We start from the raw sequence: 24,492 nt of genomic DNA on the forward strand, positions 1-24,492 counted from the left end.
TGGAGGCGGAACTCGCGGCTGATCACGCGGCGGCACTCACGACCCGCCAGTGCCCAGGTAGGCCAAGACCGCGAGCACGCGGCGGTTCGTGTCGTCCGAGGCGACGATGCCGAGTTTCGCGAAGATGTTCGCGGTGTGCTTCCCCACCGCCCCCTCGCTGAAGTGCAGGCGCCCCGCGATGGCGGCGTTCGAACAGCCCTCGGCCATCAGCCCGAGCACCTCGAGTTCACGCGGGGTCAGCGCGGCGAGCGGGTCGGAAGCGTTGCCCGCCACCAGTTTCGCGATCACTTCGGGATCCATCGCGGTCCCGCCGCCCGCCACCCGGCGCACCGCGTCGATGAACTGGTCCGCGTTGAAGACCCTGTCCTTCAACAGATATCCGATCGCACCGGCACCGTCGGCCAGCAGTTCCCGCGCGTAGAGCTGCTCGACATGTTGCGACAGCACGAGGATCGGCAGCCCGGGAACGTCGCGCCGCACAGCCAACGCGACCTGGAGGCCCTCGTCGGTGAGCGTCGGCGGCATCCGGACGTCGACGACCGACACGTCCGGCCGATGCGAACGCAGCGCCCGTTCCAGCTCCGGCCCGGTCCCGACCGCCTCGACGACGTCGAAACCGTGCGCGGTCAACAGATGCGTCAGGCCGTCTCGGAGGAGGTACTGGTCCTCGGCGACGACGCATCGGGGTCGAGCTGGCACGGGATCTCCAGGGTCGCCTTCGTCGGCCCGCCGAGCGGGCTGGTCAGAGCAAACGTACCGTCGAAGGTGCCGAGTCTGCGTTCGATCCCGCGTATCCCGCTCCCCCCGGCCGCGTTCGCGCCGCCCTTCCCGTCGTCGGTCACTTCGATCCGCAGCAGACCGTCGTCGTAATCCAGGTCGATCGACACTCGCCGCGCCTCACCGTGCTTCGCCGCGTTGCCCAGCAGCTCACTGACCGCGAAGTACGCGCACGCCTCCGCAGGCTGTTCGAGACGCGGAAGAGAACCGGTCACCGAGGCCCGCAGCGGACTGTCCAGCGCCATCGCCCGCACGGCGTCACCGAGACCGCGCTCCGACAACACCGGCGGGTGAATCCCGCGCACCAGCAGCCGCAACTCGGTCAGCGTCTCCGACGACGTCCGCCGGAGCTCGGCGGCCAGCCGCTTCGCCGCGGCCGGATCGCTGTCGATCAGTGCTTCGACGGCGCCCAGCTTCATCCCCATCGCGACCAGCCTCGACTGGACGCCGTCGTGCAGATCCCGTTCGATGCGCCGCATTTCGGCGGCTTGCGCGACCGAGGCGTCCGTCCGCGTCTGCTTCAGCCGTTCGACGCGTTGCCCCAGCCGCGAAGCCTCCGTCGGTCCCAGAAGCAGCTTCGCGAACTGTGCGCCCTTACGAGCCAGCCACGGTGTCGCGACCAGCCCGGCGATGAACGCCGCCACGACCACCGGGGTCATCGCGAGCGCTTGCCAGTGCGTGGTCGCCTCCGGCAGGCCGATCATCGACCACGAGGTGTCCGTCCACCCCGCGATCGGCCGCCAGACCCACAGCGCCAGGAAACCCCAGAGGCCGAAGAACACCAGCGCCGCCGTCGGCACCGCCATCAGCGACAGCACCACGGAGTTGACCACCGCGGCCGCCATGTCGCGCCAGGTCGCGCGGTCGCGGATCGCCCAGCGGCAGCGATCGAAGCGGGCAGGCCACCACGGCGTGTCGTACAGCTGCCGCCCACGCTGGTACAGCCCGTCCGGTCGCGGCACGGGGAACGACGGCTCCGGCACATACGGCCGATCGATCCGGACGCCGGTCCAGTTCTTGGCCTCGCGGCGCAAGGTGTCGGTCACCGACCGGCCGGCGACGACCAGTGTGGGGAACAGCGGCGCGAAGCCGACAGCCAGCACGAGCAGCGTCGGGATCGCCATCGCGAGCTGCGCGACCGAGAGGCCGACCAGGGCCAGCTGGAATCCGAGCGCCTTCAGCCTCGTCTTGACCCAGCCGCCTTCCGAGCGGGCCGGACGAGGTCCGAGCCACCAGCGCGTCCACTTCCCGTACAGCCGGAGCGCCCCCGGCCCGGCCACGAGAACCGCGGGCACGAGCAGTAGCCCGGCGAAGGGGTTCCACAGCTGCCAGCCGAGGTCGCGGCCGGTGGCCGGGTCGTCGGAGATCCATTCGAACCGTTTGGTCCACCGCAGGAACCACGACCGTTTGAACAGGTTGTTCCCGTCGCGGTACCAGCCGTCGCGCTCGCGTTCCGGCTCCGGCGGGGCGGGCCGGTACGGCGGCTCGACCTCGATATCGCACCAGCGTCCGGCCAGCCGCCGGGTGAGTGCGGCGCGCGGACGCGTCCCCTCCAAGGCCAGCGTGTACGCGAAGACCAGGCCGACGCAGAGGAGGCAGAAACCCACCAGTTCGAGCAGCAGGTCCAACCAGCTCACCAGCGCCAGGCCGGCGAGCGCGAACCCTCGTCGTACCGAGGTGAGGTAGGTGCGGATCATGCGAGAAGTCTCGCGCACCGAACAGCCGGAAAGCAGTGGTCGCAGCCTCACGAAGGGGGTGGGTCCAGCCCCACCCCGGTTGTGGTTCCAGCGTCATTCTGACCAGACCCGTTGCGCCATAACGTTTTTCGCATGCCACTCATCGAAGTCACCAACCTCCGCAAGACGTACGGGGAGCACGTCGCGGTCGACGACGTTTCGTTCCACGTGGAACAGGGCGAGATCTTCGGGATCCTCGGGACCAACGGCGCGGGCAAGACCACCACCGTCGAATGCCTCCAGGGGCTGCGCGCGCCGGACTCCGGCAGCATCTCGGTTCTCGGCCTCGACCCGGGCAGGGATCACGCCGCCCTCCGTCAGCGCCTCGGCTCCCAGCTCCAGGAGAGCCGTCTGCCGGAAAAGCTCAAGGTCCACGAGGCACTCGACCTCTACGCCTCCTTCTACCCGAACCCCGCCGACCCCGGGGAACTGCTGGAGCAGCTGGGTCTCACCGGGCAGCGGAACAAGTACTTCGGCAAGCTTTCCGGCGGTCAGAAGCAGCGCGTCTCGATCGCGCTCGCCCTGGTCGGCCGCCCCGAGGTCGCCGTCCTCGACGAGCTGACCACCGGACTGGACCCGCACGCCCGCCGCGACACCTGGAAGCTCGTCGAGGGCGTGCGCGACACCGGCGTCACCGTCCTGCTGGTCACTCACTTCATGGACGAGGCCGAGCGCCTCTGCGACCGCCTCGCGATCTTCGACGCCGGCCGCGTGGTCGCCACCGGAAGCCCGCTCGAACTCCGCGAACACACCGGGAAGACCTCTTTGGACGACGCCTTTGTGACCCTGACCGGCCGCGACTGAAACGGGAGACGAACAGTGAACACGCTCACCAAGATCACGCTCACCGAAACGAAGCTCGCGCTGCGCTCGCCGATCTGGGTCCTCTCGGGACTGCTGTCGCCGACCGTGCTGTTGCTCGGCCTCGGCGCCATCCCGGCCTTCCGGACGGAGAGCGAGAAGACCCCGGGCATGCGATTCATCGACGCCTGGGTGCCCTCGCTGGTGGTGCTCACCATCGCGCTGATGGGTCTGCAGGCGATCCCGTCCGTGATCGCGGCCTACCGCGAACAAGGCATCCTCCGCCGCTTCGCCACCACACCGGTGCATCCGGCGAGACTGCTGGTGGCCCAGCTGATCATCAACGTCATCGTCACGATCGCCGGCGTCGGCCTGATGATCGTGCTCGGCTCCGCCGTCTTCGGCGTCCCCGGGCCGCGGCACCCGCTCGGCTTCCTGCTCGCGTTCGTGCTCGGCACGACGGCGATCTTCGGCCTCGGGCTGATCGCGGCATCGGTCGCCAAAACCGGCAAGGCGGCCGGTGGGATCGCGATGATCGCCTACATCCCGATCATGTTCCTCGGCGGTGTGTACCTGCCGCGTCCGCTGCTGCCGGAAGTCGTCCAGAACATCGGCGCGTACGTCCCGCCGGGCGTCAAAGCCATGGAGGACGCCTGGACCGGCACCGGCGCGCAGCCGCTGCAACTCGCCGTGTTGGCGGCTTTCGCGGTGGGCAGTTGTGTCCTGGCCGCGAAGCTTTTTCGCTGGGAGTGACGACCGCTTCCGCCAAAGTGGTGATGATGATCGTTTTCTCTTGTGGCCCGGGCCGCGGGTGGGTAGTCAGGAAGACGGCCCACGTTCACTGTGTCTCTCTCGGAGGTCCGATGTCTCTGGATGTATCGCCCGCGCTGCTGGAGAAGGCCGAGCGCGGGGAGGTCTCCGACGCCGAATTCGTCGCCTGTGTCCGGGAATCCCTGCCCTACGCCTGGACCGTGATCACCGGCGTCATCGCGGAGGCCGAGGGCGCGGCCGACGGGTTCGCCGACAACGAGACGCCGCCGCCGAGCGAGGCCGAACGCGGTCAGCTGCTGCGGGCGCTGGCCTCGGACGCCATCCGCGGCGGCCTGGAACGGCACTTCGGCGTGAAGCTGGCGTTCCAGAACTGCCACCGCGTCGCCGTGTTCAAGAAGTCCCAAGTGGACAGTGACCGCTACCGAGCGTTCGTTTCGGTGCGCGGCCAGCTGCTGAACCAGAGCCCGGAACTCCGCGACTGCTAGCCCTTTCGCAGCGCGGGCAGGACTTCTTCCCCGATCCGCGCGATGTTCTCGAGCGTGCCCTCCGGCGTACCGGACGCTTCCACCATCATGATCACGTGGGAGACCCCGGTGCGCCGGAGGCTCGTTCCCAGCTTGTCGACGCAGTACTCGATGCCGCCGATCGGATGCATTTCGCACAGCCGGTCGGTGTAGGACACCGGATCCTTGTCCAGCCCCCGCTTGCCGTCGAGGTACACGTGCCCGGCGAAGCCCTCCTTCAGGGAACCCGGCAACGCGGACCGCACGACGGCCGGCGCGTCGTCACCGACCTGGCACATGACCGTCGAGACGTGCTCGACGGCGGACTCGCCGTACGCGGCAAGGGTTTCGATCTTGCCGTCGTCGTCGGTGTGCAGGCCGAGCAGCATCGGCAGCCCGCGATCGGCGGCGAGCCGGACCGCGTTCGAACGGGCGTCGCCGCAGGCCACGACCAGGCGAGGCGGGCGCTCCGGCCGCGGCACCATCGGCACCTCACGGAACCGGAAGTGGTCGCCGTCGGCCGAAACGGTCTTCGACGTCATCGCCGCGAGCAGCAGATCGAGGCTCTCCTCGAACCCCGTTTCGTAACGGGACTCCCCGGTGCCGAACACTTCGAGGTCCTGCCACGGCCCGCCGCGGCCGACGCCGATCCGCAGCCGTCCGCCGGAGACCGCGTCGAGCAGTGACCACTGCTCGGCCAGCGCCACCGGATGCGCGATCGACAGCACGCTCACCGCGGTGCCGACCGCGATCCGCTCGGTGCGGCCGAGCACGTGCGCGGCGAGGGTGATCGCGGACGGGCAGACGCCGTACGGCATGAAGTGGTGTTCGGCGAACCAGACGTCGTCGAAGCCAGCCTGCTCGGCGGCGATCGCGGCGTCGACGGACCGGCGCAGGACATCGGCGTCTTCCTGGCCCGGAAACCGCCCGGAGACGAGGAAGACCCCAAACCGCACCGCCACCCGCTACCCCTACCTGAACGCGACTCGAACTCACTCAGCCCAACGGGTCTCCCCAAGGGCGCTCTGCGCCCGACGGAGACTTCACCGTCGAGCCGCCCTCTCTTGGGCCGCAGGCCCACGGAAACTCGATGAAGGGGCGCCTCCGCTCTCAACCTGAGTTGGAAGCGGCCCGGCGCCCCTTCGGCGAGTTTCCGTCAGCGCTCGACAAATATCACTGGACGCTCACTTCGTTGAACCACAGCCGCGGCTCCAGCCACGGGAAGACGACGAACATCAGCAACGCCACGATCCCGAGCGCCAGCACGACCGCTGTCGCCAGCTTCACCGCGAAGGGGCCCGGCAGCTTGCGCCAGATCCAGCCGTACATCAGCGCGCCTCCGAGATCTTGGGCAGCAGTTCGGCGTAGGAGCCGACCTGGTTCTTCGGCACCTGCTGGGTCAGCACCGAGTGGATGATGAGCCGCTCCTTCGCCGAGAACTGGGGGTGACACGTGGTCAGCGTGAGCAGCGAGACCTGATCGGCCTTCGGCAGGATGTCCGGGTCCTTGTACGGCACCGGGTTCACCGTGTCGCCCTTGGTCGGGAACACGATGCGACGGCCGTTGGTCTCGCCGTAGGGGCCGCCGTCGGCGGCGTTCGGGTCGCGCAGGGTCCCGACGTTCTTGCACTTCGGCTGGGCGCCCTTGCCGGCGGCCCAGCCTTCGACCTCGTCCTTGTACGGCAGCACCTTGTAGATGTAGAAGTCGGTCTGCGTCTCGATGACGATCTGGTCGCACGAGCCGAGGTTGTCCAGGTCGTTGAACGGGGCGCCCTTGCCGACGCGGTGCCCGGCGACCGCGAAGTTGCCCGGCTCGCCCGGCAGCGCGGTGCCCTTGTAGTGGCCGGGGCCGACTTCGAGCGCGGCCTCCGTGGTGCCTTCCTGGATGGTGAAGTTGAAGTCGGCACCGAACACCGGGATGTGGATCCTGGCGAACGCCTTCCCGTCGACCAGTTCCGGATGCAGCGTCCGGTCCTTGCCCCACTCGCCGTCCAGCTCGGTGCTCGCCTCGGACTGCTTGCCCGCGGAAAAGAGGTCGGTCACGTAGACCTCGTAGACCATGAACAGCAGCACCACCAGGCCGGCGGTGATGAGGAGCTCGCCGACGGTGCGGACGGCGGCGCCGCCCTTGCCCAGTTCCCGCGGCGGCGGGCGTTCCTCGGTCGCGACGTCACCGCCGACCGGTTCGAAGATGACGGTCTCCTCGGTCGACCCCGGTGGCGGCGCGGGACGACGGCGAGGTGGCGGCGCGTCGGGACGGCGACGCGGCGGCGGACCGTCGTACGACCTGCCCTCCGGAGGCCTCCGGCGAGGCGTCGGCGACTCTCCCGGGGCGCGACGCGGCGAAGTTCCTTCCTCCGGCCGACGCCGGGGGGCCGGACGGCCCTCACCGGGTGGGCGTCCGGAGTATCGCCGGCGGTCCCCGCCCGGCTCTTCCCGCTCAGGCACTACGCAAGCTCCTCAGTCTCGAACCAAGCCGCAGTGTCGAACCAGCACAGTGTCGAACCGTCTGTGACACCATTGTCACAGTGCGGGAAATCGACCGGTCCCGGACGGTGCCCAGCGGCGCTCGTTTACGTTAACGTGTGCACGTGACGCTGGTTGCGCACCCGAAAGCGGGTCATCGCCACCAGGGAAGCCGAACAGTACGCGAGGAACACGATGCCGAAGTCCAAGGTCCGCAAGAAGACGGCGTACACCCCGCCGACCGACCGCCGCACGCCGGTGAAGGTCAAGGCGGCTGGCCCGTCGAACCTGTTCTACAAGATCGTGATGTTCGGCCTCATGTTGATCGGCCTGTTGTGGCTGGTCGTGAACTACATCGCGGGCGACAAGATTCCCTTCATGGCGGATCTGGGCAACACGAACTTCGCGATCGGCTTCGTGCTGATGATCGCCGGTCTGCTCATGACGATGCGGTGGCGGTGAGCATTACCCCGGATGGCGGCTTGACGCCTAATTACACCGGTGTGACTCATCCCCAGTGTGGATAACCCCTGTGGATAACTACCCCACCTCGTGGGCGCCGCAGCAGAACGTTGTGGTAGTGGCCTGGGCGATAGCCCTGTTGTTGCTGGCAGGCGTGGTGTGGCTGGTCATCGGCGGCGACGTCGGCGGCACCGTCCTCACCGGGGTCGCCATGCTCTCCGTGGGCGCTCTCGCGCTGCACGGCACCCTGCTCCGTCCCCGGCTGGCCGCCGGTCCGGACGGAATCCTGGCCAGGACCGTCGGCGGCGCGCACCGCTACTCCTGGTCCGAAGCCCGGCTCCGGCTGCGCACGACGCGCCGGTTCGGCCGGGACACGCTGACCCTCGAGGTCGAATCCGGCGAACACCTGCTGGTGTTCGGCCGGATCGACCTCGGCGAGGACCCCAGGGACGTCCTGGACGTCCTCACCGCCCTCAAGGGTCAGGCGTTGTCGTAGTAGTGGACGTCGCCGTTCGGGCCGTGTGACCAGCCCGGAACGGCCGGTCCCACCGCGGGCGGCGCGTACTCCCCGAAGATCTCGTACGGCGAGGCCGGCGAGCAGATCGGGTTGATCTTGACGACGCAGGTCCGCAGGGACCCGCTGAACTTCGCTTTGACGTGCCGGGGCCGCTGGTCCTCGACCACAGCCTGGCCCGCGGTGACCTCCCAGCCGGACGCCGCGCCCGGCCCCGTCGTGCCGACGGTCTGCGTCGCCACCGACGAGGTGACGCCGGGGTCCCCGAAGCAGATTTTCAACGCCGCGTCGACGTAGGCGACACGCAGCGTGATCGCACTGCCCGAGCCGAGGAAATAGCGTTTGGTGTAGGTCTGGCAGGTCTCGGCGGCTTGACCGGCCTGTGCGACCGACGGCGCCAAGGCCGACGCCAGCACAGCGACGGCGGCGAGAGCTGCTGCTTTCCGGATCTTCATCTCAACCCCCAAGTTGACGATGTTGATGATCAACCTGAAGGTACCCAGACTTGTTGCTTCTCCACCGAGTATTCGCATAACCCACTTGGGGGAAGCGAGGCTACGTTCGGTAGCAGAGGTAGGCGCTCTGTCCTCGGTAGTTCCCGAATTCGCAGTACGCGGAGACCGTCTGCGCGTCCTTCCAGACGATGAGCCCGGCCATCGCCACGACGACGATCGCGATCCCGCCGATCTGCCAGCCGACCCGGTTCTTTTCCGGGGCGTACAGCAGCGCGAAGGTCGCCAGGAGACCGGCGATGAAACCACCCGCGTGGGCGAGGATCGAGATGCCCGGCACCTGGAAGGTGATGAAGACGTTCAGGCCGAGGATGACCAGCAGCCAGGTCGGGTTGAGCCTGAGCTTGATGACGATGACCGTGTACGCGCCGATGAGCCCGAAGATGGCGCCGGACGCGCCGACCACCGGCACCGCGTCGAGGTCCGTGAACACCAGGTTCGCGGCCGACCCGCCGAGCATCGACACGAAGTAGAGCGCGGTGAACGGGACGCGGCCGAGCGCGGTCTCCAGCGGGCGTCCGACGAACCACAGCGAGAAGGCGTTGCTCGCGATGTGCAGCAGGCCGTACTGGAGGAATCCCGAGGTGAAGATCCGCCACCACTCGTTGGCCGCGAGTGTCGGCGGGTTCGCGAGCTCGCCGAGCTGGAAGAGCTCCGAGAAGTTGTTGTCCGAGATGCTGCCGGACTGCGCGACGGTGATGAAGAAGATGACGACGTTGAGCGCCAGGAGGACCGGCGTCACGACAGCCGTCCGGGGCTGCTGGGCGCCGGTGAGGGTGCGCGCGCCGTACCCGGCGTCGCGGTACTGCCTCTGCTGCGCACGGTCCTGCTGGCGGCCCGCTTGGACGCAGTCGGTGCACTGGAAGCCCACGGCGGCCTCGCGCAGGCAATCCGGGCAGGCCGGACGCTCGCAGCGCGCGCAGCTCAGCCCGGTCGGCCGGTTCGGGTGCCACCAGCAACCGGGCATGGCTGCCTGCTGGTACTGGGGATTCGGTGGTTGGCTCACGATGCCACCAACCTACCGAAATCCCCCGTAACCGGCTTCGCGATCAGCCTTCGCGGCTGATGACGACCTTCTCGATCACGACGTCCTGCAGCGGACGGTCGGCCGGACCGGTCGCCGTACGGCCGATCGCGTCGACGACGTCGCGGGAAGCCTGGTCCGCCACCTCGCCGAAGATCGTGTGCTTGAAGTTCAGGTGCGTCGTCGGCGCGACGGTGATGAAGAACTGCGAGCCGTTGGTGCCGGGTCCGGCGTTGGCCATGGCCAGCAGGTACGGCTTGGAGAACTGGAGTTCCGGGTGGAACTCGTCGCCGAACTTGTAGCCGGGGCCGCCGCGGCCGGTGCCGGTCGGGTCGCCGCCCTGGAGCATGAAGCCGTCGATGACGCGGTGGAAGATCGACCCGTTGTAGAACGGGCCCGAGTTCTCGCCCTGCGCGTTGGGCTGCGTGTACTCCTTGCTGCCCTCGGCGAGCCCGACGAAGTTCGCGACCGTCTTCGGCGCGTGGTCGGGGAACAGGTTCAGGTTGATGTCACCCTGGTTGGTGTGCAGAGTGGCCTTCAGCGCGCCACCAATGAGGGATCCCTTGCTTTCAGTCACGAGCTTCATCGTGCCATCTGCGGCAAGATCTGGGGAAAAGGGGCACGATAGGTTACAAGCAACGAAGCAGAATCAAAACGATTGATGAGGTGAAGGCCATGACCCGGGCCGCAGATTCGGTGAGCGAGTCGGCGAAGGCCGGCGCCCTCGGCCTGCGCAAACGTGCTGTTGAGGCGGGCAAGGAAGCCGTCGAGGTAGCCGAGCAGAAGCTCTCCGAGAGCGCCGGTGAGATCGCTAAGACCAGCCGTCGCGCGCGCAAGAAGCTCGCGAAGAAGACGGAACTGACCCGCAAGGAGCTCAAGCGCAGCTCGAAGGCGGCTCGCAAGGAGGCGCTGGCCAGGCTTTCCGAGATGCGGAAGCCGGGCAGGAAGGCCCGCAAGGCCGCCATCCTGGCCGCGAAGTCGGCAGGCGAGTCCAAGCGCCGGGGCAAGAAGGACTTCAAGGCGGCGAAGAAGGACTTCAAGGCCGCGCTCGTGGAGGCGAAGACCGCTGCCAAGGGGACGCGCAAGCGTCGTCGCTGGCCGTGGGTCGTCGGTATCGCGGTCGTCGGTGCCGGTGCCGCCTACGCGCTGCGTTCGAAGCAGGAGCCGCCGGTCGCGCCCGCGCCGCCGAAGGCTCCGCCCGCTCCTCCCGCGAAGCCCGCCGCTCCGGCGGCGGCCGCGCCGAAGCCCGCCGCCGCGAAGCCCGCCGCTTCCGGTCCGGCCGGGGGTTCGGGTGCGGCGAAGCCCGCGACCCCGAAGCCCGCCGCCCCCAAGAACGGGCACCAGGCTTCGAGCTCCAGCTCCGCCGACAAGAAGAACTGACGCCTCACCCTCTTCTGCTTGTCGCGAAGGGCCGCCCAGTGACTCACAAGGTCACTGGGCGGCCCTTTCACGTCCACGCACCGAAGATCGACAAGTACCGAAGTCGCTCGGTGCCGAAGATCAACGCGCCCGACAAGGTGACCGGCGGACCCGTCTCGCCGAAAGCGCGCCAGCGCGACGGCGAGACTTCACCAGTCGAGCGCCCTCTTTCGGGCCGAAGGCCCACGTAAACGCGATGAAGGGGCGCCCTCCACTCCCAACGGAACGTTGAAAGCGAACGGGCGCCCCTTCGGCGCGCTTTACGTCAGCGCGATCAAACAGCGCTAGCGTGCTTGTCGATCAGCTGGCCGAGGCGGGGAAGGGCCTCCTCGACGTTCTTCTTGCCGTTCGGGCGCAGCTTCGAGTAGACCTTCTTGATGCTGTCGCGGCTGCTCTTGTCGGCGCGCGCGTCGGTGACCGACAGGAGCGCGTCGGCGGCCTCGTCGCCGCGGCCGACCAGGTAGGCGCCGAAGTCGTTGCCGCCCTTGGCCTTGTAGTCGCCGTAGAACGGCTCGAGGGCACCGGTGAAGTCGTCGAGCAGCGCGTCGACGGCGGAGGGGATGATGCCCGGCTTGATCTTCTTGACGGCGGCGAAGCCGGTCTTCACGACGGCACCCGAAACGCCGCCCTTGTCCGAGACCTCGGCGTCGACGAGGCCTTCGAAGTCGCTCACGACCGCCGGGCGACGGCTGGAGTCGAGCAAGATTTCCTTGAGGGTGTCAGCCACGAAACCTGTCCTTTTGTCTTATGGGGAGAAATGATCTTTTGTGCCGCCGAGCCACACCGCAAGGCGGCCGCCGCCGGATCTGGCGTCGCGCTGGTCCCGCGAACCGTCGCGCGTGCGGCACAGGGTAGTACAAGATCAACTTCACTCTGACGTGTGGATACCACTACCTAGAGCTTCAGCTCACCGATAACCTCCTTCGCCACCGTACGGGCCTTGATGCTCTGCTTCTGGTTGGTGATCACGACTACCGCGCTTCCGCCCTTGGAAACGGCGTAGACGGCGCCTTCTCCCGAGGGTTGGTAGCCGCCTTTCCAGCCCGCCGGTTCGTCGGCCGGGTTGGAGGTGTCGATGGGGGCGGCCTGGTCGACGACAGCCTTGGCGATACCGGGTTCTCCGACGAACACGCGCACGGTGAGCTGCAGTTTCCCGCTGAGCGCGTAGAAGAAGCAGCTCGGATGCGGCTGGTCTTCCGAGGTTTTGACCTTGGAGACCTTCTGCCCGTTGGCGTCCGAGACGGACTCGTTGCTCAGGTACGGGCACGGGCCTTTGCCGGTGGGTTCCGGCGTGGGCGGGGGGCTGGGCGCCGGGGTGTTCGACGGCGTGGGCGAGCTCGCCGCGGGCGGCGGCTGTTCCGTCGGCCCGCAGGCCACCAGCAGCGGCACGACGAGCGGCAAGATCAGAAGACGTCGCATGATGGTCCAGTGAAGCAGATCGGATTACCGCGCCGGCGCAACCATCCGCCCTGTTCATGCGACGATGGCGGTGCGTAGCGGTCTTTCGGGAGGCATCAGTGCTCACCAAGGAGCAGTACCTGGGTGCGGTGGCGGAGCGTATCCAGCGCAGCGGGGGCAGGCTGAACACGGTCCAGATCGGCCCGAGCGCGGCCGTCGTGGGCTTGTTCACCGAGTCGGTGATGATGTCGACGATGAACTACTGCGTGGTGGCGGCGGCGATCCCGGAGGTGTCCGCGCCCGCGTTGTACGACTTCACCGGGCTGGCGACGCAGCACGCGCGCGCGAACGTGATGGGCACTGTCGGCTGGACGGCCGCTTCGGTGGTGATCGCCGGGCTGATCGGTGACCGGGTGTATCCGGACGCCGCGCAGGCCGCGTCGGCGAAGTCCGGCAACCAGTTCGGTGGCGAGACGCGCATGGTGGCGGTCGACGTTTCGGCGGCGCAGATGTACGCGTTCGTCGGCGGGAAGCTCTGGGGCGCGGCGGTCCAGGGGTCGGTGAACGCGAAGCTGACGTTCTGTTTCCCGCAGCCCGCCGAGGTCTATCAGCAGGTGCAGTGGCAGCAGTCGCAGGGCCAGCCGCCGCCGATGCCGCCGCCCGGTCAGCAGCCGCCTCCCGGCTGGCAGCCGCAGCAGCCACCGGCGCCGCAGTATCCGGTCGGGCCGCCGCCGGCGCAGGGGCCGCCGCCGGGGCAGCATCCGCCGCACTATCCGCCGCCCGCGCCGGGCTATCCGACGCACGGCCAGCGGCCGCCGGGGTACTGATGGAGCGCACGTTGCGCGGCTGGCCGTCGTTTCCCCGGGAACTTCCGGAATTCGACATCGACGCCTCGCCTGCCGGCCCTCGCGAGCTGTTCCTGGAATGGCTCGACGAAGCCGGGGAACACGTCCTGGCGCCGCACGCCGTCACTCTGTCCACAGTGGACGCCGATGGGGTGCCGGACGCGCGGGTCGTGATCCTCAAGGACGTCGACGGCGACACCTGGGCGGTCGCGACGAGTTCCGAAAGCCCGAAAGGTGTTCAGCTGGCGAAGAATCCGTTCGCCGCGCTGACGTTCTTCTGGCCGGGGCGAGGCCGTCAGGTCCGCTTGCGCGGCTCGGTGAGGCTCGCCGATCCCGAGGTGTCCGCGGCCGATTTCACCGCGCGTCCGCCCGCGTCCCGGGTCGAGGCGTTCATCGGCAGGCAGTCCCAAGTGCTCGAAGATCCGGCCGATCTCGAAAGCGCGGCCGAGGAGGCCCGCCGGTGGGTCGAGGAGAATCCGGACGTGGCACCGGAAACCTGGACGCGCTATCTGGTGACGCCGTCCGAAGTGGAGTTCTGGCAGGCGAGCCACGACCGGCGGCACCGGCGGCTGCGCTACCGGAGTGAGAACGGGACCTGGCGCAAAGAACGCCTCTGGCCGTAAACGGTAACTGGGAACGACGATCGTCGGGTTGTCGTGGACGATTCACTTCGGCGACGGTGAACGGCACCTTGTCCCCTGCACTTCGGAGGCGAAATGTCCACACGCCGTCGCATTGGGGGCGCCTTGGCCGCCACAGGGCTCGCCCTGCTGGCCGTCACGACGCCCGTCGCGAACGCCCAGACCGGCGACCCGGCGAGAGGGCTGTATTCGGTGGAGGGCGCGAACGACTCCGCGAAGCGCACCGCCGTCGCCCGCACCGGTGTCGACATCGCGGGCTCGCGCGGTGGTGCGCTGACCGTCGTGGCCACGCCCGATCAGGCCGCGAGCCTGCGTGCGAACGGGTTCGGCCTGAAGTCCCTCGGCGACTTCGACAGCATGCTCAAGCAGCGCAGCGGACGCGCGGGCACCTCGGCCGTCGCGGGTGACTTCCCGCCGGGCGACGAGGCGTACCACACCTACGCCGAAACGACCGCTGAGCTGCAGAAGGCCGCGAAGGACCACGGCGACATCGCGACGCTGTCCAGTGTCGGCAAGTCCTACGAGGGCCGCGAGCTCAACGTGCTGAAGATCAGCGACAACGCGGCGAAGGACGAGGACGAGCCCGAGGTCCTGTTCACCTGCAACCAGCACGCGCGCGAGCACCTCACCACCGAGATGTGCCTGCGGATCGTGAACCGGTTCACCAGCGGATACGCGACCGATCCGGCCATCAAGAAGATGGTCGACGAGCACGAGATCTACGTGATCCCGAACGTCAACCCGGACGGCTCCGAGTACGACATCACCGGCGGCGAGTACCAGGGCTGGCGCAAGACGCGGAAGCCCGTGCCGGGCAGCAGCGCGGTCGGCACCGACCCGAACCGCAACTGGGACTACAAGTGGAACTGCTGCGGCGGGTCGAGCAACAGCCCGTCCGCCGAGGACTACCACGGTCCGTCGGCGTTCTCCGAGTCCGAGACCAAGGCCGTCGCGGAGTTCATGAACTCCCGGGTGGTCGGGGGCGCGCAGCAGATCAAAGCGCACATCGACTTCCACACCTTCTCCGAGCTGGTGCTCTGGCCGTACGGCTACACGAAGGCCGAGACCGACACGGGCCTGAACGAGGAGGAGGCGAAGCGCTTCGCCGACGTCGGCAAGCAGATGGCCGCCACCAACGGCTACACGCCGGAGCAGTCCAGCGATCTGTACGTCACCGACGGCGACATCAACGACTGGGCGTGGGGCAAGCACAAGATCCTCAGCTACACCTTCGAGATGTACCCGAAGGACGGCGGGATCGACGGCTTCTACCCGCCCGCTTCGGTGATCCCGGAGCAGACAGCCCGCAACGACAAGGCCGTCGACATCCTGATCAACGAGGCGAAAGCCTGATCACCCACTGAGATCGGCCACTCGCGACGCCCGGCTCTTCGGCGAATCCAAGCTGAAGCTCCGGGCGTCGCCCAGTTGGTCGCGGACGAACTCCAGCGTTTCCGCGACCGTCTCGCGCAGCGCGGCGTCTTCGTCCCCGAAGAACTTGTAGACGATCTTGTTCGTCTCGGTGTCGAACTCCCACAAGCCGGCGAAGCGGCCTCGGTCGACGATGAGGTGGCTCGGCGGATCCGCCTGGCCGCCCAGCGTCTCCCCCGCGCGGCCGCCCGGTACGGGTCGTTCGACGTCGGCGTCGTCGAGCAGCCGCGACATCTCGCGGTGCAGCAGGTGGATGCCGTCGACCCCGGCGAGCAGCGCGTACGACGGCTTCGACGGCACGGTGAAGCCGTCGTACTCGTCCGCGAGTTCCTTGGGCATCAGCAGATCGGTGCCGTCGAGCGGCACGAGGTCCAGCTGTTCCACGATCTTCTTGGCGTGCGCCGCGGTGAAACCGGAGAACCAGCGGAAATGCTTGAGTGACGCCGGAGCGGCCCACGAGAAGTACCGCCTGGCCAGTTCGACCCGCGCGGTGTCCATATCGGACAGTCCGCCGCGCGGGGACGGCGTCCAGCGGACGTAGCCGTAGCGCTGCTGATCCAGCCGTCCGTTGACCGGGACCCGGCGGATGTCGCCGCGGGCTTGGAGCAGGCCGAGCGCGAGCGGCAACGTCGTGGTGGTGCCGCGTTTGCGGCCGGCCTCCCCGAGATTGCGCACCGCGGATCCGGCGGCGTCCTTGATCGCGGCGGGCGCGAGCGGTTCGGCGGACGCGTCGAGCAGGTCGGCGACGGTGACGCACAGCTGCTCGACCTCGGCCTGCGTGACGCCGAGGTACTTCTCCGCGGCCAGGAGTTCACCGGCGGGTGCCCCGGCTCCGACGGTCAGGCCGAGTTCGAAATCCGCCGACGGCAGGACGTAGGTGCAGCCGCGCGCCGAGGGCAGTTCGTGGATGGCGAGCCGGGCGACGTCCGCGTCGATCGTCTCGCGGTCGAGCCGGGCTCTGGCGAACAGCCCGAGATAGGGCGCCGAACCCCCGATCGAGCGCATCCAGCCGGTCCGCTCCAGCACCGCGGCCGCCGGTGACCCGTGCAGCGATCCGTCGAGACCTTGACGATGTGCCCACCACGCGCGCAGCTTGTCGGTCGCCATGCCTTCCACGGTATGGGCACCCCATGGCTCTCCGCAGCCTGGCACGATCGTCAGGTGCGCAAGCGGTTCTCGGAAGGTTCCCCGATCGCGTCGACGGTGGTCACCGGCGACGACTTCGGCGAGCTCGAGCACACCTTCCAGGCGTTCCTCGCGCCGGACACGGTCAAGCTGCACACCCCCGCGCCGACCGGTTCGTTCGACATCTCCCAGCTCAGCGGCCTCCGCGTCCCCGGCATCGACCCCGGCGGGCTCTCGGTCTACGAGCTGACGCTGGATTCCGACCTCGTGCTGCAGGGCGAGGAGACCCCCGAGGCGTACACCGTGGTCGTGACCCTCAACGGCCGGAGCCAGATCACGATCGACGGCGAGGTCGTCCCGGCGCGCCACGTCGTGACCGGTCCGGAGACGCGGTTCCAGAGCCGGTACGACCATCCCGACATCCTGCTGCTGCGCCTGGGCAAACAGCTGGTGGCGGACACGATGCGCGAACGGCTCGGCCAGGCGCCGACGTCGACCCTGCGCTTCGATCCGGCGGTCGTCGAAACGTCGGGCATGCACCAGTGGCTCACCCTGCTCCACACCTTCGGCGAGACCGCCGCGTCCGGTCTGTTCGACAAGTCGCCGCTGGCCGCCTCGCATTTCGAAAAGCTGCTGCTGCACGGCCTGCTCGACACCCAGCCGCATTCGATGTCCGGCGACCTCGCCGAAGAACGGCCCCGGCCGAAGTCGACGGTGGTGCGCCGCGCGATGACCTACTGCGAGGAGCACGCCGCCGAACCGGTGTCGATCGGCGAACTGGCGATGGCCGCGCGGATCAGCGTGCGCGCGCTGCAACTGGCGTTCCGGGCGGAACTCGGGCTGACGCCGATGGAGTACCTGCGCCGCGTCCGGCTCGACCACGTGCATCAGGATCTGCTCGCGATCGCGCGAGGTCGCGCCGAAGGCACCGTCACCGACGTCGCGCTGCGCTGGGGCTTCACGCATCTCGGCCGGTTTTCCGGACTTTACCGCGACACCTACGGCAAACTCCCTTCGGAAACGGCACGAATCACCGCCTGAAGGAGTCCGGATGCTGGTCGAGCTGGCCATCGGCGACGCGTACGGAGGCGCCTTCGAGCACGCGCCCGCGAGTTTCGTCGCCGAGCACAACACGCTGGCCGGTTACGCACGGCATCCCGGCCACCTCGGCGTCTTGCCCGGCCGCTACACCGACGACACGCAGATGACGATCGCGATCGCCGAACTGCTCGTGTCCGGACGCCGGTGGACACCGCTGATCGTCGCCGAACAGTTCGTCCGGGCGTATCACCGCGATCCGCACGACGGCTACGCGCCGCGTTTCCATCAGCTGCTCAGCGAGGTCCAGGACGGCGAAGAGCTGCTTCGACGGCTCCAGCCGCAGAGCGACAAGAGCGGAGCGGCCATGCGCGCCGGGCCGATCGGGCTCCTGCCGACCGTCGACGACGTCCTCTACCACGCGAAACTCCAGGCCAGGATCACGCACGACACCCCGGCCGGGATCGCCGCGGCGCAGGCGGCGGCACTCGCCGTCCACTACTGCCACCACGGGGTCGGCCCGCTTTCCGAGGTCGCGAGGTGGATCGACGGGATCCTTCCGGAGGATGTCGGGCACGAAGGCTGGGCGCGGCCGTGGTCGGGCAAGATCGGCCCGCGCGGCTGGATGAGCGTCCGTGCCGCGCTGACCGTGCTCGCCGGCGGCGGCGGTCTCGCCCGGATGCTCCACACCTGCGTCGCGTTCACCGGCGATGTCGACACCGCCGCGACCATCGCGCTGGCCGCCGCGTCCCGTTCCCCCGAGGTGGCGCAGGACCTGCCGCCGGTGCTCTGGCGAGATCTGGAGAACGGCGAGTTCGGCCGCGACTACCTGGCGGGGCTCGACGAGCAGCTGCGCATCTGACGTAGGCGAGATCCACGGAACGCGGACGTGTCCGCGGGCTCGTTTCGGCAGACTGGGCCGGTGAAGTGGCTGATGCGGAGTGGCGCGACCGCCGGTTGGCTCGCGGCGAGCGCCGCGCTCGTCGTCGGCACGGCGAATCTCGAACCCGAGCACGGAGAACGCGCGGTCGACGCGTTCGGATACACCGTCGTCGCGCTCGCCTGTGTCACGCTCGCCGGTGTCCGGCGATGGCCGACGGCGACAGCGGCGACGGAAGCGTTTGCCCTGCTGGTCTACCTGGGGTTCGGCTATCCCGACGGTCCGGTGTTGTTCGCCGGGCTCGTGCCGTTGTTCGCGCTCGGAACCCTTCGCCCGCGAAGACGCGCGTACGCCGTCGCGGGCGGAATGGCGGCGACGGTCGTCGGCACGAACCTGGTCACCGCGGGGGTGGGTGTCCTCGATCTGGTCTTCGTCGGCTGGGCAGGCTTCGCGGTCTTCGCGGCCGACGCGCTTCAAGGACGTCGTGAGCGGACAGCGGCCGCGGAACAGGCCGAACGCGATCGCGTCCTCGGCGAGCGGCTCCGGATCGCGCGGGATCTGCACGACAGTGTGGGTCACGCGATGGCCGTCATCAACGTCCAGTCGGGCATGGCCCGGCACGTGATCGACGAACATCCCGAAATGGCGAAGGAAGCACTCGAAGTCGTCCGCGCGGTCAGCGGCACGATCCTCGACGAACTGAACGCGATGGTGCGGCTGTTGCGCGAGGACGGCGCCCCGCTGCGGCCGTCACCGGGTCTGGCGGATCTTCCCGCCCTGGTCGCTTCGACGACTCGGGCCGGCCTGGCCGTCACGCTGGCACTCGATGCTCCCGGGATCGGGCAGCCCGTCGCCGGCGCGGTGTACCGGATCGTCCAGGAGTCGCTCACGAACGCCGCGAAACATGGGACTTCCGGTGCCGAGGTGACCGTGACGGCGAGCGAGGACGGCCTGCGGCTCGACGTGCTCAACCAGGTCGGCGAGCCTGGCGAGGACGTCCCCGGTGCCGGGATCATCGGCATGAGGGAACGGGCGCGAGCGACCGGCGGCACGCTGAGCGCGCGCCGCGAGGACGAAAGGTTCCGGGTGAGCGCGCGATGGCCGTGATCAGGGTGGTGCTGGCCGACGACCAGGTACTCGTGCGGTCCGGGTTCGCGGCGTTGCTGCGTGTGGAAGCCGGGATCACCGTGGTGGGTGAAGCCGACGACGGCGAAGCGGCGGTGGCCGTGGTCGCGGAGACCAGGCCGGACGTGGTCCTGATGGACGTCCGCATGCCCGGGATCGACGGGATCGAGGCGACCCGCCGGATCGTGGCGGACGAACGGCTTTCCGGCGTCCGCGTCATCATGCTGACCACCTTCGACCTCGACGAATACGTTTTCGACGCCTTGCGCGCGGGCGCCAGCGGGTTCCTGCTCAAACACACCAAGCCCGCGGATCTCGTCGAAGCGGTCCGGGTGGTCGCCGCGGGTGACGCGCTCCTCTCGCCGAGCGTGACGCGGCGGCTCATCGCGGAATTCGCCACGCGGCCGTCGCGCCCGATGCCCCGTGCGGACGGTTCCGCGTTCACCGAACGGGAGCACGAGGTCGTCCAGCGGGTCGCGCACGGGATGTCGAACGAAGAGATCGCGCGGGAGTTCGTGATCAGCTCGGCGACGGTCCGGACGCACGTCAGCCGCGCGATGGCGAAGGTGAACGCGCGCGATCGCGCGCAACTGGTGGTGTTCGCCTATCGAAGCGGGCTGGTGCACGTTTGACGTAGCCGCCGATCTCCACAGCGGCACGACGACGCGACCCCGGGCCGGGATCGAAGCTTTCCTCATGAAATTCCTTGTGAAGGCGGTCTTGCTGACCGCGGTCCTTTCTCCGCTGGGCGCCACGACGGCGGTCGCCACCGAACGACCGGCCCGCTGCGCCGAACAGCGGTTTCCGGTCGAGGTGAACGGCGAACGGCAGATCATCGCGGGCGAACTCTGCGTCCGGGGCGGGCTCGGCGCGCGCACTCCGCTGCAGGTGCTGTTGCACGGCGGCACCTACGACCGCACTTACTGGGACTGGCCGGTCCAGTCGCGCCGATACTCCTATGTGGACAGTGCGACGCGGGCAGGGTACGCGACGCTGAACCTCGACAGGCTCGGCTACGGCCGCAGCAGCCGCCCGGATCCGGAGAAGCTCGACTTCGCCGCCGGCGGGGATGCCGTCCACCAGGTGGTCCGGCAACTGCGGCCGAGGTTCCGCACGATCGTCCTCAACGGACACTCCATGGGCGGGCTCGTCGCGGAGCGGGCCGCCGAGCGGGGCGGCGTCGACGCGGTGATCGTCAGCGGCATCCCCCGTGACCGGCCCGGCGGACAAGCCAAGACGGCCTCCCCGTTCCACCCCGCCGAACTGGACCCGAAGTTCGCCGGGAAGCCGTGGGCTCGCGGTTACCTCACGACACGTCCGGGCGTGCGCGCGCGGACCTTCCACCACCCGGGCACGTACGACCCGGCGATCATTCCCTTCGAAGAAGCGCTGAAAGACACCGTGGCGTCGGCCGAACTCCGCTCGGTGGGACCCGGCGCCGCGAAGCGATCGGCGCCGAAGGTCCCGACCGCGTACGTGCTCGGCGAGCACGACACGCTGGTCTGCGGGGGCGGCGACTGCGGCGCCGACGAGATCGTGCGCGGCAGTGGCCACTCGATCAACACCAGTCTCGCCGCCCAGAGTTTCTACCGGTGGACCTTCGCCTGGCTCGCTCGAAAGTTAGGGTGACCTAACCTAGACTGGTCGCATGGATTCCTTGACGCCGGTTCGCGAGGCCGCCGACCATTTCGGGCTGGCGATCTCGACCCTGCACTACTGGGAGCGCCGCGGCCTGATCACCGCCTCCCGCCGCTCGGGGCAGCGGTATTACGACGACGACCAGCTGTATCGCATCGCGCTGATCAAGCATTGGCGGCGCATCGGCGGGCTCGGCCTGTCCAAGATCACCGAGCTGCTGGCCGAACAGCACCGCTGGCGCGAGGTGGTGGCGGGCCAGCTCGCCGAGATCGAACAGGAGCGTGCGCGGCTCGACACCGCGCACGACTACCTGGTCGAACTCCTCACCTGCCGCCGGGAGGGGAGACTTGAGGACTGCCAGTGGTTCCGCGACCGGGTCGACCTGCCGGCGCACGCGGCGGCGAGCTGAGTCCCGGCATCGTCACCGCCGCGACCACGGCCGCGGCCGCCAGACAGACGGCGGAAGCGACGAACGCGGCGGTGTAGCCGTGCACCTGCGCCTCGCCCGGCGGCCCGCCGTTCTGCCAGGCCGCGGTCACCGCCGCCGCGAGCGCGGTCAAGGCGGCGAGGCCGATCGCGCCGCTGGTCTGCCGGACCGTGTTCAGCAGACCGGCGGCCAGGCCGTTCTGCCGCTCCGGCACCCCACTGGTGGCGGCCACGGTGATCGGGGTGAAGGCCGCGGCGGTCCCGAATCCGAAGACCATCCCGGGCAGCAGCACGGAAACGACGTACGAGGCGTGCGGACCGGCCAGCACGGCGACCCCGGCGAGACCCACCGCTCCGATCGCGCAGTACAGCGCCGTCGCGCGCCGGGGCCCCAGCCGCACCGACAACCCGCCCGCCGTCCGCGCGCCGGCGAACATCGCCACCCCCACCGGCAGGTACGCCAGCCCGGCCCGCAGCGGCGAATACCCGTGGACGTCTTGCAGGTACAGCGAAAGCAGGATCGGACTGGCGAGGAAACCCAGCCCCAGCAGGAAGATCACCAAGTTCCCGCTACTGACCGAACGCAGCCGGAAGATCCCGAGCGCGACCAGCGGTTCCGCCGCCCACCGATGCTGGTGCAGCAGGAAGACGCCGAGCAGGACGAGCCCACCGAACAGCGGCAGCAGGACGGACCCGCTTCCCCAGCCGTCGGCCGAAGAACGCATCACCGCGTAGACCACGCCGACGAGTCCCGCCGTCGACAGCACCGCGCCGAGCACGTCCAGCCTGCCGCGCGGACGGCCCCGCTCTCTCGGCGGCAGCGCTGTCGCGGCGAGGACGGCCACCACCCCGATCGGGACGCTGACGAAGAACACCCAGCGCCAGCCCGCCCACTGGGTCAGCAGTCCGCCGATCACCGGTCCCGCCGCCGCGGCGACGGCGCCCATCGCACTCCAGGTGCCCAAGGCCCGCGCGCGGCGGGCGGGTTCGGTGAACGTCGCGGTCAGCGAGGACAAGGTCACCGGCATCAGCAACGCGCCGCCGAATCCTTGCACCGTCCTGGCGACCAGCAGCGTTTCCGGCGAGCCCACCAATCCGGCGGCGAGCCGCGCGACGGTGAACAGGCTCATCCCGAGCACGAACATCCGCCGGACCCCGAATTCGTCGCACAACCGGCCGCCCAGCAACAGAAAACCGGCGAAAGCGAGCGTGTACGCGTTCACCACCCAGGTCAGCGCGCCGGACGAGAAGCCGAGACCGAACCGGATCGAGGGCAGGGCGACGGAAACGATCGTCGCGTCGAGGATGACCACGAACGATCCCGAACAGGCCAGCGCGAGCACGGCGCCTTCACCGGGACGGTGCGTCATGCCGGCCTCCCGTTCGGCACCGGCGCTACCCCGCGATCCATCGGCACCGCGTACAGGGAGTCCACTGTGGACAGCCAGCGCAAGCGCGTCAGTGCCTGTTTGTCGGACTCGTCGGCCGGGAGTTCCGCCTCGGCCAGCAGGAGATCGATGAGTTCCGGAGTCATCGGGCCGCCTGGAGCGCGTCACCGGCACGCAGCACGGTCGCCTCGTCGAAAAGCCGGCCAGCCAGTTGCAGCGACAGCAGCAAACCGTCACCTGTCGTCCCCATCGGCACGGCGAGGACCGGGTTCCCGACGCCGTTCCAGTACGGCGTCGTGATCTTCTCGAAGACTTCCGCGTTCTGCTGCCCGGCCTCGTCGGCGACGTCGTCGAGCAGCGGGGCGCCGATCGACGCGACGGGACTCGCGATCACGTCGACGTCGTCGAAGAGCCGCGCCAGTTCCTGCCGCACCACCTGCCGTACCCGTTGTGCCTGCACGTAATCCGCGCCGGACACCAACGCCCCCGCCGCGAAGATCCCCCGTGCCGAGACGCCGAAGTCCGGCCACCTCGTGATCAGCTCGGCTCGGTGGTGGGCAAGGGCTTCGCAGCTCGCCGTGACCAGCACCGCGGTGGTGAGCTCTTTCCAGTACGGCAGCGTGACCTCGATCAACGTCGCCCCCAGGCCCTCCGCGAGAGACAACGTCTCGTCGAAAACGCCGGCCAGCGCGGGATCGGCTTCTTCGGGGAAATGGTGCTCTCGGACGACCCCGACGCGCAGTCCCGTGAGGTCACCGGTGAACTCCGGTGCCACGAAAGGAACTTCGGCGATGACCTCCAGCAGTGCCGCGCAGTCACGCGCGGTGCGGGCCAGCGGTCCGATCCGGTCGAGGGTGTGGGCGAGCGGTACGCAACCCGCCCCCGAAACCCGCCCGTACGTCGGCATCAACCCGGTGACACCGCAGAACGCGGCGGGCATCCGGATACTGCCGGCGGTGTCCGAGCCGAGCCCGGCGAAGAACATCCCGGCGGCGATCCCGCTCGCCGTCCCCGAACTGGATCCGCCCGCCCAACGCTCGGTGTCCCAAGGGTTCCGCGGGATCGGGAACGGTTTCGCGCGGTCCGGGACCCCGCAGCCGAACTCCATCGTCGAGGTCTTCCCGACGATGACCCCGCCCGCTTCCTTCACCCGCGTCGTCACCGCGGCGTCGATGCCCTGTCCCCAGTCGAGCACGGTGCTCTGCGCCGTCGTCTTTGCTTCCGCGACGGCGATGAGATCCTTGACGCCCAACGGGATCCCCTGCAACGGTCCGCGATCCACCCCGGCCGCGAACTCCCGGTCCGCCCGCCGCGCCGACGCGAGCGCGTGCTCGGGGAACCGGGTGATGTACACCCCGAGTTCGTCGGCGACGGCCAGCGCGCGTTCCGCCAATTCGACGCTGGTCACCTCGCCGCGACGCAACGCCTGCCCGGCTTCGAGCACCGAGCCCTCGTGTTCTCTCCGCACCACAACCCCTCCGGTCCCGGGGGGGGCGGGATTGGGGCGCCCGGCCCCGGGGGGCGGAGAGGAGGGGGTGTGCGGAAACCCCGAAAACCCGGGAGGGGTGTTTAG

Annotated in this window: 29 protein-coding genes; 15 read left to right on the forward strand and 14 right to left on the reverse strand. The window is 69.0% G+C overall.

All coding sequences use genetic code 11. The features are described 5' to 3' along the window. Positions 1 to 36: 36 nt before the first annotated feature. Both ACFWMR_RS00070 and ACFWMR_RS00075 read right to left on the reverse strand, forming a co-directional pair. The gene (locus ACFWMR_RS00070; protein ID WP_378375650.1) at positions 37 to 699 is read right to left on the reverse strand and encodes a response regulator transcription factor; all 663 of its coding nucleotides are present in this window, start codon (positions 697 to 699) and stop codon (positions 37 to 39) included. Beyond that, positions 639 to 2,474 carry a sensor histidine kinase gene (locus tag ACFWMR_RS00075; RefSeq protein ID WP_378375652.1) on the reverse strand — a complete coding sequence of 612 codons (1,836 nt, stop codon included), beginning with the start codon at positions 2,472 to 2,474 and terminating at the stop codon, positions 639 to 641. The genes ACFWMR_RS00070 and ACFWMR_RS00075 overlap by 61 nt, the downstream gene beginning before the upstream one ends. Positions 2,475 to 2,606: 132 nt before the next feature. Between ACFWMR_RS00075 and ACFWMR_RS00080 the strand changes: the two genes are divergently transcribed. From ACFWMR_RS00080 to ACFWMR_RS00090, 3 genes are all read left to right on the forward strand, one after another. Then, the gene (locus tag ACFWMR_RS00080) at positions 2,607 to 3,317 is read left to right on the forward strand and encodes an ABC transporter ATP-binding protein (RefSeq protein WP_378375654.1); all 711 of its coding nucleotides are present in this window, start codon (positions 2,607 to 2,609) and stop codon (positions 3,315 to 3,317) included. A gap of 15 nt (positions 3,318 to 3,332) precedes the next feature. Then, positions 3,333 to 4,067 (forward strand): ABC transporter permease, encoded by a 735-nt coding sequence (locus tag ACFWMR_RS00085; RefSeq protein ID WP_378375655.1) that lies wholly within the window; start codon positions 3,333 to 3,335, stop codon positions 4,065 to 4,067. 110 nt (positions 4,068 to 4,177) lie between these two features. Next, positions 4,178 to 4,570, forward strand: a complete 393-nt coding sequence (locus ACFWMR_RS00090; protein ID WP_005161845.1) for an SCO5389 family protein — start codon at positions 4,178 to 4,180, stop codon at positions 4,568 to 4,570. Here the strand turns inward: ACFWMR_RS00090 and ACFWMR_RS00095 are convergent. The 3 genes from ACFWMR_RS00095 to ACFWMR_RS00105 all read right to left on the reverse strand — a co-directional run bounded on the left by ACFWMR_RS00095 (position 4,567) and on the right by ACFWMR_RS00105 (position 7,035). Continuing rightward, positions 4,567 to 5,550: an LLM class flavin-dependent oxidoreductase gene (locus ACFWMR_RS00095; RefSeq protein WP_449224313.1), complete on the reverse strand. Its 984-nt coding sequence runs from the start codon at positions 5,548 to 5,550 to the stop codon at positions 4,567 to 4,569. The two genes, ACFWMR_RS00090 and ACFWMR_RS00095, sit on opposite strands and share 4 nt — an antisense overlap. A gap of 211 nt (positions 5,551 to 5,761) precedes the next feature. Further along, positions 5,762 to 5,917 (reverse strand): hypothetical protein, encoded by a 156-nt coding sequence (locus tag ACFWMR_RS00100; protein ID WP_005161850.1) that lies wholly within the window; start codon positions 5,915 to 5,917, stop codon positions 5,762 to 5,764. Then, positions 5,917 to 7,035 (reverse strand): class E sortase, encoded by a 1,119-nt coding sequence (locus ACFWMR_RS00105; protein WP_093934649.1) that lies wholly within the window; start codon positions 7,033 to 7,035, stop codon positions 5,917 to 5,919. Before ACFWMR_RS00105 ends, ACFWMR_RS00100 begins: the two co-directional genes overlap by 1 nt. A 213-nt stretch (positions 7,036 to 7,248) precedes the next feature. Here ACFWMR_RS00105 and crgA point away from each other — a divergent pair, with 213 nt between their 5' ends. Further along, entirely contained in the window at positions 7,249 to 7,515 is a 267-nt protein-coding gene (crgA, locus tag ACFWMR_RS00110) for a cell division protein CrgA (RefSeq protein ID WP_005161856.1), read from the forward strand. Positions 7,516 to 7,633: 118 nt separating this feature from the next. Further along, the gene (locus tag ACFWMR_RS00115; RefSeq protein ID WP_093934650.1) at positions 7,634 to 8,011 is read left to right on the forward strand and encodes a PH domain-containing protein; all 378 of its coding nucleotides are present in this window, start codon (positions 7,634 to 7,636) and stop codon (positions 8,009 to 8,011) included. On the opposite strand, the gene ACFWMR_RS00120 is transcribed toward ACFWMR_RS00115, so the two are convergent. The 3 genes from ACFWMR_RS00120 to ACFWMR_RS00130 all read right to left on the reverse strand — a co-directional run bounded on the left by ACFWMR_RS00120 (position 7,996) and on the right by ACFWMR_RS00130 (position 10,151). Then, positions 7,996 to 8,484 carry a hypothetical protein gene (locus ACFWMR_RS00120; protein ID WP_093934665.1) on the reverse strand — a complete coding sequence of 163 codons (489 nt, stop codon included), beginning with the start codon at positions 8,482 to 8,484 and terminating at the stop codon, positions 7,996 to 7,998. The two genes, ACFWMR_RS00115 and ACFWMR_RS00120, sit on opposite strands and share 16 nt — an antisense overlap. 100 nt (positions 8,485 to 8,584) lie before the next feature. Beyond that, entirely contained in the window at positions 8,585 to 9,547 is a 963-nt protein-coding gene (locus ACFWMR_RS00125; RefSeq protein ID WP_378375657.1) for a rhomboid family intramembrane serine protease, read from the reverse strand. Positions 9,548 to 9,590: 43 nt separating this feature from the next. Then, a complete protein-coding gene (locus tag ACFWMR_RS00130; RefSeq protein ID WP_167406139.1) occupies positions 9,591 to 10,151 on the reverse strand; it encodes a peptidylprolyl isomerase in 561 nt (186 codons plus the stop codon). Between the two features lie 89 nt (positions 10,152 to 10,240). On the opposite strand from ACFWMR_RS00130, the gene ACFWMR_RS00135 reads away from it, so the two are divergent. Further along, entirely contained in the window at positions 10,241 to 10,945 is a 705-nt protein-coding gene (locus ACFWMR_RS00135) for a hypothetical protein (RefSeq protein ID WP_093934652.1), read from the forward strand. Positions 10,946 to 11,258: 313 nt separating this feature from the next. Here the strand turns inward: ACFWMR_RS00135 and ACFWMR_RS00140 are convergent, their stop codons facing one another. Further along, complete coding sequence (locus ACFWMR_RS00140; RefSeq protein ID WP_378275537.1) at positions 11,259 to 11,711, reverse strand: DUF6918 family protein; 453 nt, start codon at positions 11,709 to 11,711, stop codon at positions 11,259 to 11,261. 167 nt (positions 11,712 to 11,878) lie between these two features. Next, positions 11,879 to 12,403, reverse strand: coding sequence for a DUF2020 domain-containing protein (locus ACFWMR_RS00145; protein WP_378375659.1), 525 nt, complete (start codon positions 12,401 to 12,403; stop codon positions 11,879 to 11,881). A gap of 98 nt (positions 12,404 to 12,501) precedes the next feature. Here ACFWMR_RS00145 and ACFWMR_RS00150 point away from each other — a divergent pair, with 98 nt between their 5' ends. From ACFWMR_RS00150 to ACFWMR_RS00160, 3 genes are all read left to right on the forward strand, one after another. After that, positions 12,502 to 13,209: a hypothetical protein gene (locus ACFWMR_RS00150; RefSeq protein ID WP_378375661.1), complete on the forward strand. Its 708-nt coding sequence runs from the start codon at positions 12,502 to 12,504 to the stop codon at positions 13,207 to 13,209. Next, positions 13,209 to 13,850: a pyridoxine/pyridoxamine 5'-phosphate oxidase gene (locus ACFWMR_RS00155; protein WP_378375663.1), complete on the forward strand. Its 642-nt coding sequence runs from the start codon at positions 13,209 to 13,211 to the stop codon at positions 13,848 to 13,850. The genes ACFWMR_RS00150 and ACFWMR_RS00155 overlap by 1 nt, the downstream gene beginning before the upstream one ends. Positions 13,851 to 13,943: 93 nt before the next feature. Then, positions 13,944 to 15,221, forward strand: coding sequence for a M14 family metallopeptidase (locus ACFWMR_RS00160; protein ID WP_378275542.1), 1,278 nt, complete (start codon positions 13,944 to 13,946; stop codon positions 15,219 to 15,221). On the opposite strand, the gene ACFWMR_RS00165 is transcribed toward ACFWMR_RS00160, so the two are convergent. Continuing rightward, the gene (locus ACFWMR_RS00165; protein WP_378375665.1) at positions 15,222 to 16,406 is read right to left on the reverse strand and encodes a DNA glycosylase AlkZ-like family protein; all 1,185 of its coding nucleotides are present in this window, start codon (positions 16,404 to 16,406) and stop codon (positions 15,222 to 15,224) included. It abuts the gene before it with no gap. A gap of 54 nt (positions 16,407 to 16,460) precedes the next feature. Here ACFWMR_RS00165 and ACFWMR_RS00170 point away from each other — a divergent pair, with 54 nt between their 5' ends. From ACFWMR_RS00170 to ACFWMR_RS00195, 6 genes are all read left to right on the forward strand, one after another. Continuing rightward, positions 16,461 to 17,465, forward strand: coding sequence for a helix-turn-helix transcriptional regulator (locus tag ACFWMR_RS00170; protein ID WP_378375667.1), 1,005 nt, complete (start codon positions 16,461 to 16,463; stop codon positions 17,463 to 17,465). A 10-nt stretch (positions 17,466 to 17,475) separates the two neighbouring features. Further along, positions 17,476 to 18,324 (forward strand): ADP-ribosylglycohydrolase family protein, encoded by an 849-nt coding sequence (locus ACFWMR_RS00175; protein ID WP_378375669.1) that lies wholly within the window; start codon positions 17,476 to 17,478, stop codon positions 18,322 to 18,324. 60 nt (positions 18,325 to 18,384) lie between these two features. Next, on the forward strand, positions 18,385 to 19,449 hold the full coding sequence (locus tag ACFWMR_RS00180) for a sensor histidine kinase (RefSeq protein ID WP_378375670.1): 1,065 nt from the start codon (positions 18,385 to 18,387) through the stop codon (positions 19,447 to 19,449). Then, positions 19,440 to 20,099: a response regulator gene (locus ACFWMR_RS00185; RefSeq protein WP_378375672.1), complete on the forward strand. Its 660-nt coding sequence runs from the start codon at positions 19,440 to 19,442 to the stop codon at positions 20,097 to 20,099. The genes ACFWMR_RS00180 and ACFWMR_RS00185 overlap by 10 nt, the downstream gene beginning before the upstream one ends. Before the next feature lie 64 nt (positions 20,100 to 20,163). After that, entirely contained in the window at positions 20,164 to 21,096 is a 933-nt protein-coding gene (locus tag ACFWMR_RS00190) for an alpha/beta hydrolase (protein ID WP_378375674.1), read from the forward strand. A 19-nt stretch (positions 21,097 to 21,115) separates the two neighbouring features. Beyond that, on the forward strand, positions 21,116 to 21,514 hold the full coding sequence (locus tag ACFWMR_RS00195) for a helix-turn-helix domain-containing protein (RefSeq protein WP_378275548.1): 399 nt from the start codon (positions 21,116 to 21,118) through the stop codon (positions 21,512 to 21,514). On the opposite strand, the gene ACFWMR_RS00200 is transcribed toward ACFWMR_RS00195, so the two are convergent. From ACFWMR_RS00200 to ACFWMR_RS00210, 3 genes are read right to left on the reverse strand one after another with little or no spacing between them, the layout of a single operon-like run. After that, positions 21,429 to 22,901 carry a DHA2 family efflux MFS transporter permease subunit gene (locus ACFWMR_RS00200; RefSeq protein WP_378375675.1) on the reverse strand — a complete coding sequence of 491 codons (1,473 nt, stop codon included), beginning with the start codon at positions 22,899 to 22,901 and terminating at the stop codon, positions 21,429 to 21,431. The genes ACFWMR_RS00195 and ACFWMR_RS00200 overlap by 86 nt on opposite strands. Further along, on the reverse strand, positions 22,898 to 23,065 hold the full coding sequence (locus ACFWMR_RS00205; protein ID WP_378375677.1) for a hypothetical protein: 168 nt from the start codon (positions 23,063 to 23,065) through the stop codon (positions 22,898 to 22,900). Before ACFWMR_RS00205 ends, ACFWMR_RS00200 begins: the two co-directional genes overlap by 4 nt. Then, complete coding sequence (locus ACFWMR_RS00210; RefSeq protein ID WP_378375679.1) at positions 23,062 to 24,390, reverse strand: amidase; 1,329 nt, start codon at positions 24,388 to 24,390, stop codon at positions 23,062 to 23,064. The genes ACFWMR_RS00205 and ACFWMR_RS00210 overlap by 4 nt, the downstream gene beginning before the upstream one ends. Between the last annotated feature and the right edge of the window lie 102 nt (positions 24,391 to 24,492).

The organism is Amycolatopsis thailandensis, from assembly GCF_042723255.1.
In the GTDB taxonomy this organism is placed as follows: domain Bacteria; phylum Actinomycetota; class Actinomycetes; order Mycobacteriales; family Pseudonocardiaceae; genus Amycolatopsis; species Amycolatopsis thailandensis.